11 protein-coding genes and 1 pseudogene are annotated in these 15,800 nt (G+C 63.3%); 7 read left to right on the forward strand and 5 right to left on the reverse strand.

Annotation, left to right across the window (positions count from 1 at the left end; translation table 11 throughout):
• Positions 1-16 precede the first annotated feature (16 nt).
• The 4 genes from MHI61_RS16735 to MHI61_RS16750 all read left to right on the forward strand — a co-directional run bounded on the left by MHI61_RS16735 (position 17) and on the right by MHI61_RS16750 (position 2,835).
• Positions 17-1,309 (forward strand): Hsp70 family protein, encoded by a 1,293-nt coding sequence (locus tag MHI61_RS16735; RefSeq protein WP_239792778.1) that lies wholly within the window; start codon positions 17-19, stop codon positions 1,307-1,309.
• 68 nt (positions 1,310-1,377) lie between these two features.
• Positions 1,378-2,268: a uracil-DNA glycosylase gene (locus tag MHI61_RS16740; RefSeq protein ID WP_239792779.1), complete on the forward strand. Its 891-nt coding sequence runs from the start codon at positions 1,378-1,380 to the stop codon at positions 2,266-2,268.
• A 132-nt stretch (positions 2,269-2,400) separates the two neighbouring features.
• Positions 2,401-2,592, forward strand: coding sequence for a hypothetical protein (locus MHI61_RS16745; RefSeq protein WP_010035016.1), 192 nt, complete (start codon positions 2,401-2,403; stop codon positions 2,590-2,592).
• A gap of 96 nt (positions 2,593-2,688) precedes the next feature.
• On the forward strand, positions 2,689-2,835 hold the full coding sequence (locus tag MHI61_RS16750; RefSeq protein ID WP_239792780.1) for a hypothetical protein: 147 nt from the start codon (positions 2,689-2,691) through the stop codon (positions 2,833-2,835).
• On the opposite strand, the gene MHI61_RS16755 is transcribed toward MHI61_RS16750, so the two are convergent.
• Together MHI61_RS16755 and MHI61_RS16760 are read right to left on the reverse strand one after the other, a co-directional pair.
• Complete coding sequence (locus MHI61_RS16755) at positions 2,836-3,708, reverse strand: hypothetical protein (RefSeq protein WP_239792781.1); 873 nt, start codon at positions 3,706-3,708, stop codon at positions 2,836-2,838.
• 176 nt (positions 3,709-3,884) lie between these two features.
• Positions 3,885-4,823: a DMT family transporter gene (locus MHI61_RS16760; RefSeq protein WP_239792782.1), complete on the reverse strand. Its 939-nt coding sequence runs from the start codon at positions 4,821-4,823 to the stop codon at positions 3,885-3,887.
• 227 nt (positions 4,824-5,050) lie between these two features.
• On the opposite strand from MHI61_RS16760, the pseudogene MHI61_RS16765 reads away from it, so the two are divergent.
• From MHI61_RS16765 to MHI61_RS16775, 3 genes and pseudogenes are all read left to right on the forward strand, one after another.
• Positions 5,051-5,189 (forward strand): annotated as a pseudogene (locus MHI61_RS16765) (chemotaxis protein); the annotation flags it as partial.
• 187 nt (positions 5,190-5,376) lie between these two features.
• Positions 5,377-8,025 carry an aminopeptidase N gene (gene pepN, locus MHI61_RS16770; protein ID WP_239792783.1) on the forward strand — a complete coding sequence of 883 codons (2,649 nt, stop codon included), beginning with the start codon at positions 5,377-5,379 and terminating at the stop codon, positions 8,023-8,025.
• A gap of 194 nt (positions 8,026-8,219) precedes the next feature.
• Complete coding sequence (locus MHI61_RS16775; protein WP_239792784.1) at positions 8,220-10,529, forward strand: PAS domain-containing sensor histidine kinase; 2,310 nt, start codon at positions 8,220-8,222, stop codon at positions 10,527-10,529.
• On the opposite strand, the gene MHI61_RS16780 is transcribed toward MHI61_RS16775, so the two are convergent.
• From MHI61_RS16780 to MHI61_RS16790, 3 genes are all read right to left on the reverse strand, one after another.
• On the reverse strand, positions 10,526-13,483 hold the full coding sequence (locus MHI61_RS16780) for a bifunctional [glutamine synthetase] adenylyltransferase/[glutamine synthetase]-adenylyl-L-tyrosine phosphorylase (protein WP_239792785.1): 2,958 nt from the start codon (positions 13,481-13,483) through the stop codon (positions 10,526-10,528). The genes MHI61_RS16775 and MHI61_RS16780 overlap by 4 nt on opposite strands.
• Before the next feature lie 136 nt (positions 13,484-13,619).
• Positions 13,620-15,032, reverse strand: coding sequence for a HAMP domain-containing sensor histidine kinase (locus MHI61_RS16785; RefSeq protein ID WP_239792786.1), 1,413 nt, complete (start codon positions 15,030-15,032; stop codon positions 13,620-13,622).
• Positions 15,029-15,775, reverse strand: coding sequence for a response regulator transcription factor (locus MHI61_RS16790; protein WP_275593094.1), 747 nt, complete (start codon positions 15,773-15,775; stop codon positions 15,029-15,031). Before MHI61_RS16790 ends, MHI61_RS16785 begins: the two co-directional genes overlap by 4 nt.
• Positions 15,776-15,800: the final 25 nt, after the last annotated feature.

Raw genomic sequence — 15,800 nt, forward strand, 5'->3', positions numbered from 1 at the left:
ATGAAGAGGTGCGGGCATGGCTCAGGCGCTGGGTTTCGACTTCGGCACGACGAATACGGTTCTCGCCATGGCGGATGGCGGGGCAACGCGCTCGATGGCGTTCACGAGCACGGCAGGAACCGCCGACAGCATGCGCACGGCGCTCTCCTTCATGAAGGATGCCCAGCTCGGCGCCTCGGCGCTGAAAGTGGAGGCAGGCCATGCAGCGATCCGGCAATTCATCGACAATCCCGGCGAATGCCGCTTCCTGCAATCGATCAAGACCTTTGCCGCAAGCGCGCTGTTCCAGGGCACGCTGATCTTCGCCAAGCGCCATAATTTCGAAGATCTGATGGAGATCTTCGTGCGGCGCCTGCGCAACTATGCCGGCGACAGCTGGCCTTCCGATGTCAGCCGCATCGTCACCGGCCGTCCGGTGCATTTCGCCGGCGCCAGCCCCGATCCTGATCTGGCGACCGAACGCTACAACGAGGCGCTGTCGCGCTTCGGTTTTCCCGAAATCCACTATGTCTACGAGCCGGTCGCCGCCGCCTTCTACTTCGCGCAGAACCTGAAGCAGGATGCGACCGTGCTGGTCGCCGATTTCGGCGGCGGCACCACCGACTATTCGCTGATCCGCTTCGAGACCGTCGCCGGCAGGCTGACGGCCACGCCGATCGGCCATTCCGGCGTCGGCGTCGCCGGCGACCATTTCGACTACCGGATGATCGACAACATCGTCGCGCCGCTGATCGGCAAGGGCAGCCATTTCAAGAGCTTCGACAAGGTTCTCGAAGTGCCGTCCAACTATTATTCCAGCTTCGGCCGCTGGAACCAGCTGTCGATCTTCAAGACCACGCGCGAATTCGAGGATCTGAAGAAGCTGGTGCGCACCAGCCTGGAGCCGGAAAAGCTCGAGATCTTCATCGATCTCATCGACCATGACGAAGGCTACCCACTCTACCAGGCGGTCTCGGCGACGAAGATGGCACTCTCGGCCGCCGAGGAGGCGCCCTTCGATTTCGCGCCGCTTGGCCGCGGCGGACACCGCAGCATCCGGCGCAGCGATTTCGAAGGCTGGATCGCCGAGGATCTCGCCCGCATCGAAGCCGCGCTCGACGAGGTGCTCGACAAGACCGAGACGAAGGCTGCCGAGATCGACAAAGTGTTCCTCACCGGCGGCACCTCCTTCGTGCCGGCGGTGCGGCGCATCTTCACCGAGCGCTTCGAGCGCGACCGGATCGAAAGCGGCGGTGAACTGCTGTCGATCGCCCACGGCCTGGCGCTGATCGGCGAGCGCGACGACATCGCGCAATGGACTGTGCAATAAAGCCGGCAGGAGCGGCCAATGTGCCGCCCGCTCTTTCAATGCCCATTTCACTCCGTTAAGCTTGCCGCATGATCTCCGCCAACGACCTTTCCCCCGCCGAGCTGGCAGCGCTTCTGCATTTCCATGCGGATGCCGGCGTGGAGTGGCTGCTGGAGGAAGAGGCGGTCGACCGCTTCGCCGAGTTCGAGGCGATGAAGGCGGCGCGCCGTCCGGCGTCGGCGCAGCAGGAACGTCCCGCGGTCGGAGAGCGCCCAAACAGCGGAGAACGCCAGACATCGCCGCGCCCGACGGCAGCAGCGCGTCCGGCCTCGGTCTCCGGCCCGCAACCGGCGATTCCCGACGGCGAGGCGGTGCAGCAAGCGCGCTTCGTCGCCGAAGCGGCGCGATCGCTGGCAGAGCTCAAGACCGCGATCGAAGCCTTCAATGGCTGCAATCTCAAGCACAGCGCCCGCTCGACCATCTTTGCCAGCGGCGATGCCGAAAGCGGCATCATGGTGATTGGCTCGGCACCGAGCGCCGAAGACGATCGGGAAGGCCTGCCCTTTTCGGGAAAATCCGGCCAGTTGTTCGACAAGATGCTGGCGGCGATCGGGCTCAGCCGCTCGAGCGTTGTGCTGACACAGGTCATTCCCTGGCGTCCGCCCGGCAACCGGGCGGCGTCGGCGGCCGAGATCGACATCTGCCGGCCCTTCATCGAACGCCAGATCGCGCTCGCCGAACCGCAGGCGATCCTGCTGCTCGGCAATTTCGCGGCGCGATTCTTCCTTGGGGAAAACGATACGATTCACGGCCTGCGCGGCCGCTGGAAGGACATCGTCATCGCCGATCGCGCCATTCCGGCCATCGCCAGCCTGCATCCCCAGGATCTGTTAACCGCACCCGTCAACAAGCGGCTGGCCTGGAACGATCTTCTCGCCTTTCAGGCAAAACTCAAATCCCTCTCTCTGCTCAGAAATTAGCCGAAGTTGAATAATTCATGAAGAACGCCATGCATTTTTCGCATGGCTGCATCGCGCCAGCATGCATTGTAGAATCTATGTTGCACTGCAATATAAGCCTGTGTCTTGGGAGGAATCACAGGAACCAAGGCCATGAATAAGAGATTTCGTCCTATCCATTCCGGGTTTGAAACCCTTCGCCTTGCCGGCGACCAGCTTCGCTCCACACACGGTTACAGCCGCTTCGGCTTCGCCACGAACGAACAGATGATCGCCCGCGGCACCGGCATCAACAGCCGCACGGCGCGCCCGAACGCCATTTTCTCGGACTTCCAGCAATATTGAGCGGCAGGCGCTACAGCGCCGCCAAGTCTTTCCAGATGCTCAGATGACACTGTAGCGCTCTGAATTTGCTGCCTTTACATGTTAGAGTCACCCACCATGCCAACGATCCTGCTATCGCTTCTGCGCAACATCGAAACCTTCGAGCATATCCGCGCCGCGGTCTGCGCCGCGCGCGAATATGAGCGCGAGCTGTCGGTAAAGCCGGCCAATGCCGCCCCGGGCTCAGCAGCGATCGTCCTGTAATCACACCGCCAGCGCGTCGATCCGGGCCGTCGCCCATTCGAAGGCTTCGTCGACATAGGCGAACTTGACCGCCTGCCAGGCGCAATATTCCTCGACGAAATGCCGCGATATCCAAAGATGCGTCTTGCGCGGCTCATCATGCCAGCCGACGCAGCCGCGCTGCGCCGCCTTTGCCAGGAGCCGCTGCAGGTGCGTGCGCGACATCATGAAATCGGCGGCAAGCGCGCGGGTTTCGAGGCGGCCGACGAGAAACTTGCCCGCCCCGGTGTCCTCCGGATCCATCCTGGCGATGAAGTTGTCCACGACGAGGCCACCGGCTTCGGTCCAGAGAAACAACGCCACCTGCTCCGGCGGCTCCCGCCAGGCGGCATCTTCCAGGCAGTGGCGGGCAATGCGCGGCTGAACGAGCCTCATCAATGATGGATTTGCCTGGAAAACAGCCGCCCGTTCACCGCCGTCGAGCAGGTCGAGCGCGGCAAGATTGGCGTGAATCCAGGCAAACATCGCCTGATGGCTGACATTGGCGGGCTCGAAATGGCGTGGCCGGCGCCGCTCGTCGCCGGGCGTATGGGTGATGAAGCGGTAGGTAAAGAGCTCTTCGATGAAGGCGAGCACGGTGTTACGGCTCGCCACCTTGTGGGCGGTGATGCGGCCGGTCAGCCGAACCGCTGTAAGACCCGAGGTCGGGTCGCGCGGATCATATTCCAGGTGGAGGGCATAGGCGGTCTGGGTCAGCAGCCAGCGTTGGTGGGAGGCGAGCAATCGCGCCAGACGCGGGCCGGCATCGAACATGCCGCGCGTCTGCCCGGCCAGAAAGCGAATACTGGTCAGAAAGGAGCAGTTCCCCGCCAATTGCTCCGCCGTGAACGCCATTATGCTTTTCTCCACCTCCGCTCGCAGGCCAGCGTTCGGAGCAGTAATATCAAAAGCCGCGGTGGCAGCGGCCCGTCAGCCGTGCACAGCGTTGAATAAATGATAGTTTCTCATGTTCAACAATCATATTCCTGGGATCGACGCCATCCTAAGAATTGACCATTCCTGCCGTGATCTCAGGCCTGCGGCGTCGTCGCCTTGCGCGCTTCCCGCTGTTCGATGCCCAGCTGATGCTCGCGATAGATGATGAAGATACCGGCGGCAACGACGATGCCGGTGCCGATCAGCATGGTGATGCTCGGCACATCGCCGAAGACGAAATAGCCGACGACGCCGCCAAGCAGGATCGAGGTGTATTCGAACGGCGCGATGGTGGAGACGTCGGCATGGCGGTAGCTTTCGGTCAGCAGGATCTGCGCGACGCCACCGCAAAAGCCGGCAGCGATCAGATAAAGTGCCGACGGCCACGGCAGGACGAGCCAGCCGAAAGGGAGGGAGGCCAGCGAGAAGACCGATGCGGTGAGCGAAAAATACAGCACGATCGTCGCCGTCTTCTCCTCTTCGACGAGGCGACGCACCTGGATCATCGCCATGCCGCCGAGAACCGCCGAAAACAGCACGCACAGCGCGCCGACGGCCTGTTCGGTTTCCATGCCGCCGTCGCGAAACAGCGTGAGCTTCGGCCAGGAGATGATGGCAACGCCGGCCATGCCGACCAGAACGGCGCTCCAGCGATAGATGCGCACGGTCTCGCCGAGAAAAACCGCGGCGAAGATCACGGCGACGAGCGGCAATGCGTAGCCGAGCGCAATCGCCTCCGGCAGCGGCAGGTGCAGGAGGCCGTAAAAACCGAAAGCCATCGACAAGATGCCGATCGTGCCGCGCTTCAGGTGGCCGACCGGATTGGCGGTGTGGAAGGCGGCGCGCAGCTGTCCGATATAGGCGAGATAGGCCATGATCGGGAAGAGCGCGAAGAAGGACCTGCAGAAGGTGACCTGGCCCGGCGGAATATCCGGGCCGGCCAGCTTGATGCAGGTCTGCATGGCCAGGAAGACCACGACCGACGAGACTTTCAGCGCAATGCCTCTCATCGGGTTTCTGAGAACCGAGTGCATGATCCTGGCTCTAATGCTGACTTGAACGAAGGGGAAACGCGTTCGACCTCGGGAACGCAGAAGATGAGCCCCATCGTAGCGAAAGAAAATCCCGCTGCATAATCCTTAAATCGGAATCGACGTCAGGATGATTACGCAGGAGTTCAAAGTTTACGGCATGCTTTGGGCGCCTGAAGTGGCCGGCTTCTCATCGGCAAATCCTCGAGCAAAACCGGCAAATCCGGGCGAAAGGCGGCGATTACGACAATAACGGCTCGATCGTCGCCTTCGCGCGCACCCTCACTATGACGGACTTGGCTGTACGGCGTCGTCGTGCAGCAGACCGAAAGCGACGCGGCGATCAAGGCCGAGCTCAATCTGAAATAGCGACCTTTCTCCCGGCCGCCGCATCCATCCGTTTCGAGCAGGATATTTTGCCCGCGAACTTCGTGCTCACGGGCAATTTGCTTTAACTTTAGTTCAGACTTTAATGTAATCATGCCCGGCAAATTCTCGCAGAGCGCGCCCGCCTCTGTATTCCGCGGTTGTCAAATAACGGTCTTCAGGAAACACCATGCGAACAGATACCGGCCAGGTCATTCATCTGGCAGATTACCGTCCCACCGACTTCGTGCTGGAACGCGTGGACCTGACCTTCGAACTCGATCCGACGGAGACAAAGGTCGAAGCCCGCCTGATCTTTCACCGCCGCCCGGGCGCCGACATTACCGTGCCGATCGTGCTCGACGGCGACGAGCTGACGCTGGCGGGGCTGCTGTTCGACCAGGTGGAGCTCGACCCTTCGCGTTATGATGCGACGCCGGAAAGCCTGACCGTGCGCGACCTGCCGGAAAGCGCCCCCTTCGAGCTGACGATCGCCACGATCATCAATCCCGAGGCCAATACCCAGCTGATGGGCCTCTATCGCACCGGCGGCATCTACTGCACGCAGTGCGAGGCGGAGGGCTTCCGTCGCATTACCTATTTCCCCGACCGGCCCGACGTGCTTGCGCCGTTCACGGTCAACATCATCGCCGACAAGGAGGCCAACCCGCTGCTCCTGTCGAACGGCAACTTCCTCGGCGGCGCCGGCTATGGCCCCGGCAAGCATTTCGCCGCCTGGTTCGATCCGCATCCGAAGCCGAGCTATCTCTTTGCCCTCGTTGCCGGCGACCTCGGCGTCGTCGAAGACATCTTCACCACCATGTCGGGCCGCGAAGTGGTGCTGAAGATCTATGTCGAGCACGGCAAGGAGCCACGCGCGGCCTATGCCATGGATGCGCTGAAGCGCTCGATGGCATGGGACGAAGAGAGGTTCGGGCGCGAATATGATCTCGACATCTTCATGATCGTCGCCGTCTCCGACTTCAACATGGGCGCGATGGAGAACAAGGGCCTCAACGTCTTCAACGACAGATACGTCCTTGCCGATCCCGAGACCGCGACCGATGCCGACTACGCCAATATCGAAGCGGTCATCGCGCATGAATATTTCCACAATTGGACCGGCAACCGCATCACCTGCCGCGACTGGTTCCAGCTGTGCCTCAAGGAAGGCCTGACGGTCTATCGCGACCAGGAATTTTCCTCCGACCAGCGATCGCGCCCGGTCAAGCGCATCGCCGATGTGCGCCACCTGAAGTCCGAGCAGTTTCCGGAGGATGGCGGCCCGCTCGCCCACCCGGTGCGGCCGACGACATATCGCGAGATCAACAATTTCTACACGAGGACTGTCTACGAGAAGGGCAGCGAAGTCACGCGGATGATCGCGACGCTGCTCGGCAGAGACGGCTTCAAGAAGGGCATGGACCTCTATTTCGACCGCCATGACGGGCAGGCGGTGACGATCGAGGATTTCGTCAAATGCTTCGAGGATGCAAGCGGGCGCGACCTCACGCAATTCTCGCTCTGGTACCATCAGGCCGGCACCCCGCTCGTCACCGCATCGGGCAGCTATGATCCGGCGGCCGGCACCTTCACCCTGTCGCTCGAACAGATGACGCCTGCTACACCCGGCCAGTCGAGCAAGGAACCGATGCATATCCCGCTCAGCCTGGCGCTCTTCGGCGAAAACGGCGGCAAGATCGCGCCAAGCTCGGTCGACGGCGCCGAATATGCCGGCGAGGTGCTGCACCTGACCGGCCGCACGCAGACGGCGGTGTTTCATGGCGTCGGCTCGCGCCCGGTCGTCTCGATCAACCGCAGCTTCTCGGCGCCGATCAACCTGCATTTCGATCAAAGCCCGGCCGATCTCGCCCATCTCGCCCGTCATGAGACGGATCATTTCGCCCGCTGGCAGGCGCTGACCGATCTGGCGCTGCCGAACCTTCTGAAGGCTGCCCGCGACGCGCGCGAGGGCAAGCCGGTCGTCTGCGAGCCGACCTTCGTCGAGACGCTGATTGCGGCGGCCGCCGACGAAAGCCTCGAGCCGGCCTTCCGCGCCCAGGCGCTGGCGCTGCCGAGCGAATCCGATATTGCCCGCGAACTCGGCGGCAACAACGATCCCGACGCCATCCATGCCGGCCGGCAGGCGATCCTCAAACAGATCGCCGATGCCGGAAAGGATGTCTTTGCCGGCCTCTACGCGGCGATGGCGACCTCTGGCGGCTTCAGCCCGGATGCCAAGAGCGCCGGCCTGCGGGCGCTGCGCAATAGCGCGCTGACCTATCTCTCGCACGCCGAACAGACACCTGCGCGCGCCAAGGCAGCCTTCGATGCAGCCGACAACATGACCGACCTCAGCCATGCGCTGACGATCCTCGCCCATCGTTTCCCCGACAGTGCGGAGACAAGCGAGGCGCTGGCCGCCTTCCGCGACCGCTTTGCCGAAAACGCACTCGTCATCGACAAATGGTTCACGATCCAGGCCGGCATTCCGGGCGCCAAGGCGCTGGACCACGTGCGCGGCCTGATGGAGAACCCGCTTTTCAAGCGGACCAACCCGAACCGGATGCGGGCGCTGGTCGGAACCTTCGCCTTTGCCAATCCGACCGGTTTCGGGCGGGCCGACGGCGAAGGCTATCGCTTCCTCGCCGGTCAGATTCTGGAGATCGACGGCCGCAACCCGCAGCTTGCAGCCCGCATTCTCACCTCGATGCGTTCCTGGCGCTCGCTGGAACCGACACGCGCCGATCACGCCCGCTCTGCCCTGATCGAGATCGAGCGGGCGCCCGACCTTTCCACCGACGTGCGCGATATCGTCGAGCGCACGCTTAAAGGGTGACTTTTCGTGGACCGGTCGTCGCAGTCCACGCGGCGGCCCACCTCGCCCGGCGATTCGAATCGCCCGAAATATACGAAAATATAAATAGTTAATGGATTTTTACCTTTGCCTCTGGACAAGGCGAATCACCCATGATTCTCTAGGTCAGGTTCGAGCGAGCGGCGCGCGAATCACACGAGGGACAAGGCGAAGAGATGATGGACGTGCGGCGGGCAACCGTGGCCGGAGGACGGCTGCGTGTCGATTTTGACGGGCTGAAAGCCTGGCGAGACAGCCTATCCGGTCACTCGACATCGGAGCCGCTCCTGCGTCATCTGCCGAAGGCGGAGCTGATCTTGAAGCGCGCCATACCGGCGCTGATCATCGCCTTCCTCTCCGTCGTCGCCGCCTCGCATTTCTTCGGCATGATGAGCGAATATAGCCGGCTGGAGGCTTCCGCCCGCCATGCCACCGCGCTTTCGGCGGCAACGGCCTCAGCCGTATTTGCCGATGCGGCCGACATTTTCGACAGCGGCGATATCACCGAGGCACAGGCCCGGCTTGCCAGGTACCTGCCGCAGGACCGGCTGGACAACGGCGCTTTCGTGCTGCTGGTGCAGGCCAGCGGCAAGGTTTTTGCCGCAACGACCGCCGGGCTTTCGCATGTCGGCAGCAATGTCGGCGATTTCTTCCCGGAAGTCTCGGCAATCCGGCGTTTCGGCGATCGGGCCGGTGTTATCGAAACGACGATCGGCGGCGTGCCGCACTATGCCGAGATCACGCTGATGGGCAATGCCGGCGGCTACGTCGTCGCCGCCACCTCGCTCGAGGAGGTCGGCCGGCTCTGGCGCGAGGAGCTGGCGCTCAACGTCACGCTGTTTGCCGGCATCTCCTCGATCCTGCTCGTCATCCTCTATGCCTATTACACGCAGGTGAAGCGCGCCCGCGACGCCGATGACATCTTCCTGGAATCGAACCTGCGCGTCGAGACGGCGCTGTCGCGCGGCCGCTGCGGCCTTTGGGACTTCGATTTCGAGAACCGGGAATTCTTCTGGTCGCGCTCGATGTACGACATGCTCGGCCTGCCAGGCTCCGACAAGACGATGGGCTTCGGCGAAGCCGCGCGGCTGATGCATCCCGACGATAGCGGGCTCTACGAGATCGCCCGCGCCATCGCCAAGGGCCATTCCGGCCAGGTCGACCAGATCTTCCGCATGCGCCATGCCGGCGGCCACTATGTCTGGATGCGGGCGCGCGCCCAGGTGATCCGCAGCAATTCCGGCCGCATGCACCTGATCGGCATCGCCATGGACGTGACCGAACAGCACCGGCTCGCCCAGCGCTACGCGGAAGCCGACCAGCGGCTCGCCGACGCTATCGAATGCACCTCGGAAGCCTTCGTGCTCTGGGACAAGAACGACCGGCTCGTCATGTGCAACACGCATTTCCAGCAGGCTTACGGGCTGCCGGACAGCGTGCTGGTGCCCGGCACTGAGCGCTCGATCGTCAATGCCGCCGCCGCCCGCCCGGTCATCGAGCGCCGGATCGCCGATGCCGACGGCTCCGGCTATTCGCGCACGACGGAGGTGCAACTGGCCGACGAGCGCTGGCTGCAAATCAACGAGCGGCGCACCCGCGACGGCGGCAGGGTGTCGGTCGGAACCGACATCACGCTGATGAAACGCCATCAGGAGCGGCTGCGGGAATCCGAACGCCGGCTGATGGCGACGATCGGCGATCTTTCCGCTTCGCGCCAGACGCTGGAGATCCAGAAGGCCGAGCTTTCGACCGCCAACGCCAACTACCAGGCGGAGAAGGAACGCGCCGAGGCCGCCAACAAGGCGAAGTCGGAATTCCTCGCCAACATGTCGCATGAGCTTCGCACGCCGCTGAACGCCATTCTCGGCTTCTCCGAAATCCTGCAGAACCAGATGTTCGGGCCGCTCGGCTCGCTGAAATACGACGAATATGCCCGCGATATCCACGACAGCGGCAAACATCTGCTCAACGTCATCAACGACATCCTCGACATGTCGAAGATCGAGGCCGGCCATCTCAGGCTGCATTGCGAGCGCATCGACCTCGTGCCGCTGATCGAGGAAAGCCTGCGCTTCACCGCCATTCCGGCGGCCGAAAAGAACATCGTTATCGAGCAGCGCATCTCCTCCGGCCTGACGCTGACAGCTGACCGCCGGGCGATGAAACAGGTGCTGCTCAACCTGCTCTCCAATGCGGTCAAGTTCACCGACAATGGCGGCCGCATCGCGGTGCGCACACGCCGCGTCGACGGCGCCGTCACCGTCACCATCGCCGATACCGGCATCGGCATCCCACGCTCGGCGCTGTCGAAGATCGGCCAGCCCTTCGAACAGGTGCAGAGCCAGTACGCCAAGAGCAAGGGCGGCTCCGGCCTCGGGCTTGCCATTTCACGTTCGCTGACCGCCCTGCATGGCGGCCGCATGAAGATCCGCTCGCGCGAAGCGGTGGGCACGGTGATCTCGCTGCGCATTCCGGATGATGTTTAGGCTTTAACCACACTCTGAAAAATCTTCCGAACCGCCTTCGAGAGCCGTTTCACCTCCCCCTCCAGCGTCCTGATATCGGGGCAGTCGCCGGCGCGGCAGACGAGTTCGACGAGGCCGGCAGGTGCTTCGTTCGGATCGAACTCGCCGTCGATGCAGAGACGAATTAGTTGCGACAGGCTGGTATAGAGCGCGAAGGCTTCCAGGCAGGTGTCGAGATCGTCCGCGGCCATCAGCCGGTCGCCGAGCAGCTTCAGAGCCTCGCCGGTGCTCTTGCCGCTGACCGCAACGTCGACACCCCTGGCCGGAGCGATCAGCACCAGGTATTGGGCGATGAATTCGAGATCGACGACGCCGCCGGGGATCAGTTTCAGGTCCCAGGGGCCGGAAGGCGGCTTTTCCGTTTCGATCAATTCGCGCATCTCGGCGACGTCATCCGTGACCTTGGCGATGTCGCGACCGGCCGACAGCACCTCGCGGATGACATGCTCCGTTTCGGCGATCAGGCTGTCATCGCCTGAGATCAGCCGGGCGCGGCTGAGCGCCATATGCTCCCAGGTCCAGGCCTCCTCGCGCTGATACTTGCCGAAGGCATTGATGCGGGTGGCGACGGGCCCCTTGTTGCCGGAGGGACGCAGCCGCATGTCGACCTCATAGAGCACGCCTTCGGCGGTCGGCGCCGACAAGGCGGCGATCAGCCTCTGGGTGATGCGGGTGAAGTAGCGCGTCGCGTCGAGCGGCTTCGGCCCGTCGGATTCGGAGGCGGCGTCGTCATAATCATAGAGCAGGATCAGGTCGATATCGGAGCCCGCTGTCAGCTCGAAGCTGCCGAGCTTGCCCATGCCTGATATGGCGATTCGCCCGCCCGGATAGTCGCCGTGTGCGACCCGCATTTCGCCGATCACGGCGTCGAGCGCGGCTGCGATGATGAGATCGGCGAGATGGGTGAAGGCGCGGGCGGCCATTGCGCCGTTGATGGCGCCGGTGAGCAGGCGGATGCCGATCAGGAAGCGCTGTTCGGCGGCGAAGATGCGCAGCCGGTCGAGCACCTCCTCATAATGGCGCGCCTGGACTAGCGAGCCCTTCAGGCGTTCGTCGAGATAGTCGCGCGTCGGCAGCTCAGCCATCAGGCCGGGATCGAGCATGCCGTCGAAGACATGCGGCTTGGCGGCGATCACCTCGGCCAGCCGGGGTGCCGAGGACATGATGTTGACGATCAGCGACAGGAGCGCCGGATTGCTGCCGAGCAGCGAGAAGAGTTGAATGCCGGCCGGAAGGCCGGAGATGAAACTGTCGAAACGCAGCAGCGCCTCGTCGGCGCGCTTGCTTTCGCCGAAGACGCGCAGGAGCTCTGGCGCCAGCTCCGTCAGTCTCTCACGCGCCTCCACCGATTGCGTCGCGCGGTAACGGCCGTAATGCCAGGTACGGATGATGCGGGAAATGTCGGACGGCCTGGTGAAACCGAGCTTCTTCAAGGTCTTGAGCGTATCCGGGTCATCGCCCTGGCCGGTGAAGACGAGGTTTCCGGTTTCGGCGGAAAGCCTGCTCTCCTGCTCGAAGAGGCGGGCATACCGCCGCTCCACCGTCTTCAGCACGCCGACCAGCCGTTCGGAAAAACTCGGCGTGTCGGAAAAGCCCATCATGAAGGCGATGCGCTTGAGGTCGGCGTCGGTCTCCGGCAGAAGGTGGGTCTGCTCGTCGCGCACCATCTGGATGCGATGCTCGACGTCACGCAGGAACCAGTAGGCCTCCGTCAGTTCGTCGCGCGTCTGCGCATCGATCCATTTCGCCTTGGTGAGCTCGCCGAGCGTCTCCTCCGTCGACCGGCCGCGCAGCGCCGGCATGCGGCCGCCGGCGATCAGCTGCTGCGTCTGGACGAAGAATTCGATTTCGCGGATGCCGCCGCGCCCGAGCTTGACATTATGGCCCTTGACCGCGATCGCGCCGTGACCCTTATGCGCGTGGATCTGCCGCTTGATCGAATGGATATCGGCGATCGCAGCGTAATCGAGATATTTGCGGAAAACGAAAGGCGACAGCCCGCGCAGAAACTCGCCGCCGGCCACGAGGTCGCCGGCCACGGCGCGCGCCTTGATAAAGGCCGCTCGCTCCCAATTCTGGCCCCTGCCCTCGTAATAGATCATCGCCGCGTCGACCGGAATCGCCAACGGCGTCGAACCGGGATCGGGTCGCAATCGCAAATCGCTGCGGAAGACGTAACCATCCGCCGTGCGCTCCTGCAGGATGCGCACCAGCCGGCGCATCATCCTCGGGAACACCTCGATGGCGTCATCGGGGTCGGGCACGATGCCGGCCTGTTCGTCGAAAAAGACGACGAGGTCGATATCGGAGGAATAGTTGAGCTCGCAGGCGCCGAGTTTGCCCATGCCGAGCACGATCAGCCCCGAGCCCTCGCTCGGTTTCGCCGGATCCCGCAGCCTGACCTTTCCGCTCTCATGCGCCGCCAGCAGCAGATGGTCGATCGCAGCGGCGACAGAGGCTTCGGCGAGCTCGCTTAGCCAGGCGGTCGTGGCCCGGCCATCGACGATGCGCGAGAGATCGGCGAGTGCAACGAGGAAGGCGGCCTTGCGCTTGATGATGCGCAGTCTGCTCATCACCGCCGATTCCGCCGGCGCGGCCCCTTCCCCGTCCGGCCGCCAGCAGTCCCGCGCCTCGGCGATCAGCGCTTCGATCTGCGGCTCCAAGGGTTGCGTGATGGCGCCGGCGAGAATGGCCGGGTCGAGATTGACGATTTCGCGCAGGTAGGGCGAGAGCGTCAGCACGGCGGAGATGAAATCGCGCAGTGGCCCTTCGCTCTTCAGCATCGCGGCGACCGACGGCTCGCTCTTGCCGGCCTGCTGAAGGTCGCTCAGCGCCAGCTTCAACTCCGTCTGGCTCAACGGACGCAGCAGCCCTTCGGCGACGTCCTTGAGGCCATGCGTCGATTTCGTCAGCATAGGCTCTCCCTGGCTTTGGAGCGGAGGAACGGCCGCCAGAATCACAGGCCCCGCCTCCTCGATCGGGATTAAACTAGGGTCTCGGCGCCAAACCGCCAATACGCGATTCAACCGATCGTGTTTGCGCACGGGCCGTTCAGGCGGCCTTGGCCGGGAAGATCATGCTGACGGTCAGTCCGCGCTGTTCCGGCTTGTCGGGATTGGTATCGGAGAGTTCCAGCCGGCCGTTGTGCAGTTCCATCACCGCCTCCACCAGTGAAAGCCCGAGCCCCGTGCCGGGTTTCGAGCGGCTCTCGTCGAGGCGGACGAAGCGCTTTACCACGTCGTCGCGCCGATCGGCCGGTACGCCCGGCCCGTGGTCGGCCACCGACAGGCAGACGCCGTCCGGGCGGCGGGCAAGCCTCAGCGATACCTCGCCCGCCCCTTCCGTATCGGAGGAATATTTGATGGCATTGTCGAGCAGATTGAAGATCGCCTGGCCGATCAGCTCGCGATTCCCCTGCACCTCGATCCCGGGTTCGACGCTGGCGCTCAAGCCAAGCCCGGCCTCTTCCGCCGCCGGCTCGTAAAGCTCGGCGCTGTCGGAAACGATGGCCGACAGCTCGACCGGCGACATCTCGGCTGCGACCGAGCCTGCCTCGACGCGGGAGATCATCAGCAGCGCGTTGAAGGTGCGGATCAGCTGGTCGGATTCGGAAATGATGCCTTCGAGGGCGACGCGCCGAGTATCGCCGTCAGTCATATCGAGGGCATCGGCGGCCTTGTTGCGCAGCCGCGTCAGCGGCGTCTTGAGGTCGTGGGCGATGTTGTCGGAGACCTGCCGCAGGCCCTCGTTCAGCTTCTCGATGCGCTCCAGCATGGTATTCAAAGACATTGACAGCCTGTCGAACTCATCGCCGGAACCGCCGACCGGCAGGCGCTGCGAAAGATCACCGGCCATGATCTTCTTGCTCGCATCCGACATACGATCGATGCGTTTCAGGGCATTGCGGCCAATGCCGAACCAGATGATGATCGCGCCGAGCCCCATGATCGCCAAAGCCACCATCAGCGCCTGGCGCACCAACAGCCGGAAACGTTCGGGGTCGCCAAGGTCGCGGCCGACAAGAATTCTCAAGCCGTTGTCGAGCACGAAAATATTGGCGATCGCCTTGTGCCGGCGCTCGACACCACCACCGTCCGTATAGCGCTGATAAGCGAAGGGGGCCGAGGTCCAGCCGACCTCCTCGAAGACGCCCGGCTGCACCGAGGCGACATTGCCGGCGAGAATATCGCCCGAAGGGCCGGCGATGATATAGAGATTGGCGCCCGGCTGGCGGGCGCGCCGCTCCATCGTGCGCAGCAGAAGGTTCATGCCCCCGGTGTCATAGGCACGCTGCACCTGCTCCACCTCCTGCCTGACGGCATCGCGAATCTGGCCGGTCAGCAGCCGTTCCGACATCGCCGTCACATAGAAGACGAGGGTCGCGGCGCAGATGGCGAAAAGCAGGATGTAGAGTGCCGAGAGGCGGACTGCGGTGGACTTGAAGAGAACCCTGAAACGGCTCATCCCTCGTCCTTGATCATATACCCCGCGCCCCGGATGGTTTTCAGGAGCGGCTGGCTGAAGTCCTTCTCGATCTTCGAGCGCAGGCGCGAGACATGGACGTCGATGACGTTTGTCTGCGGGTCGAAGTGGTAGTCCCAGACGTTTTCGAGCAGCATGGTGCGGGTCACCACCTGGCCGGCATTCTTCATCAGATATTCGAGCAGGCGGAATTCGCGCGGCTGCAGCGGGATTTCCTTGCCGCCGCGGCGCACCTCGTGGGAGAGGCGGTCGAGTTCAAGATCACCGACGCGATAGACGACGTCCTGCTCCCGCGTGCCCTTGCGGCGGCCGAGCACCTCGACACGCGCCAGCAATTCGCTGAAGGCATAGGGCTTCGGCAGGTAGTCGTCGCCGCCGGCACGAAGACCGGTCACCCGGTCATCGACCTGGCCGAGCGCGGAGAGGATGAGCACCGGTGTGTGGATGCCCTTGCGGCGCAGCTCGCTGATAACGGAGAGACCGTCGCGGCGCGGCAGCATGCGGTCGATGACGATGACGTCATATGTATTTTCCGATCCCATGAACAGGCCGCTCTCACCGTCGCTGGCGTGGTCGGCGACAATGCCAGCCTCGCGAAAGGCTTTCGTGAGGTAGGCCGCGGCTTCGAGATCATCTTCGATGATGAGAATCTTCATGCGGCCGACATTACCCACCGGCTGCGTTTCGGCAAGACTCAAAGCATCTGGCTGCGGAGCGGCGCTCATCGCGATCATCCTTCAAAAATCAGAA

This window comes from Rhizobium sp. K102 (assembly GCF_022385315.1).
GTDB lineage: Bacteria > Pseudomonadota > Alphaproteobacteria > Rhizobiales > Rhizobiaceae > Rhizobium > Rhizobium croatiense.

Bases quoted from the DNA above. Each gene is read 5' to 3' on its own strand.
- MHI61_RS16790 (WP_275593094.1), bottom strand. From the start codon at position 15,775: ATGAGCGCCGCTCCGCAGCCAGATGCTTTGAGTCTTGCCGAAACGCAG.
- MHI61_RS16755 (WP_239792781.1), bottom strand. From the start codon at position 3,708: ATGGCGTTCACGGCGGAGCAATTGGCGGGGAACTGCTCCTTTCTGACC.
- MHI61_RS16780 (WP_239792785.1), bottom strand. From the start codon at position 13,483: ATGCTGACGAAATCGACGCATGGCCTCAAGGACGTCGCCGAAGGGCTG.
- pepN (WP_239792783.1), top strand. From the start codon at position 5,377: ATGCGAACAGATACCGGCCAGGTCATTCATCTGGCAGATTACCGTCCC.
- MHI61_RS16735 (WP_239792778.1), top strand. From the start codon at position 17: ATGGCTCAGGCGCTGGGTTTCGACTTCGGCACGACGAATACGGTTCTC.
- MHI61_RS16750 (WP_239792780.1), top strand. From the start codon at position 2,689: ATGCCAACGATCCTGCTATCGCTTCTGCGCAACATCGAAACCTTCGAG.
- MHI61_RS16745 (WP_010035016.1), top strand. From the start codon at position 2,401: ATGAATAAGAGATTTCGTCCTATCCATTCCGGGTTTGAAACCCTTCGC.
- MHI61_RS16785 (WP_239792786.1), bottom strand. From the start codon at position 15,032: ATGAGCCGTTTCAGGGTTCTCTTCAAGTCCACCGCAGTCCGCCTCTCG.
- MHI61_RS16760 (WP_239792782.1), bottom strand. From the start codon at position 4,823: ATGCACTCGGTTCTCAGAAACCCGATGAGAGGCATTGCGCTGAAAGTC.
- MHI61_RS16775 (WP_239792784.1), top strand. From the start codon at position 8,220: ATGATGGACGTGCGGCGGGCAACCGTGGCCGGAGGACGGCTGCGTGTC.
- MHI61_RS16740 (WP_239792779.1), top strand. From the start codon at position 1,378: ATGATCTCCGCCAACGACCTTTCCCCCGCCGAGCTGGCAGCGCTTCTG.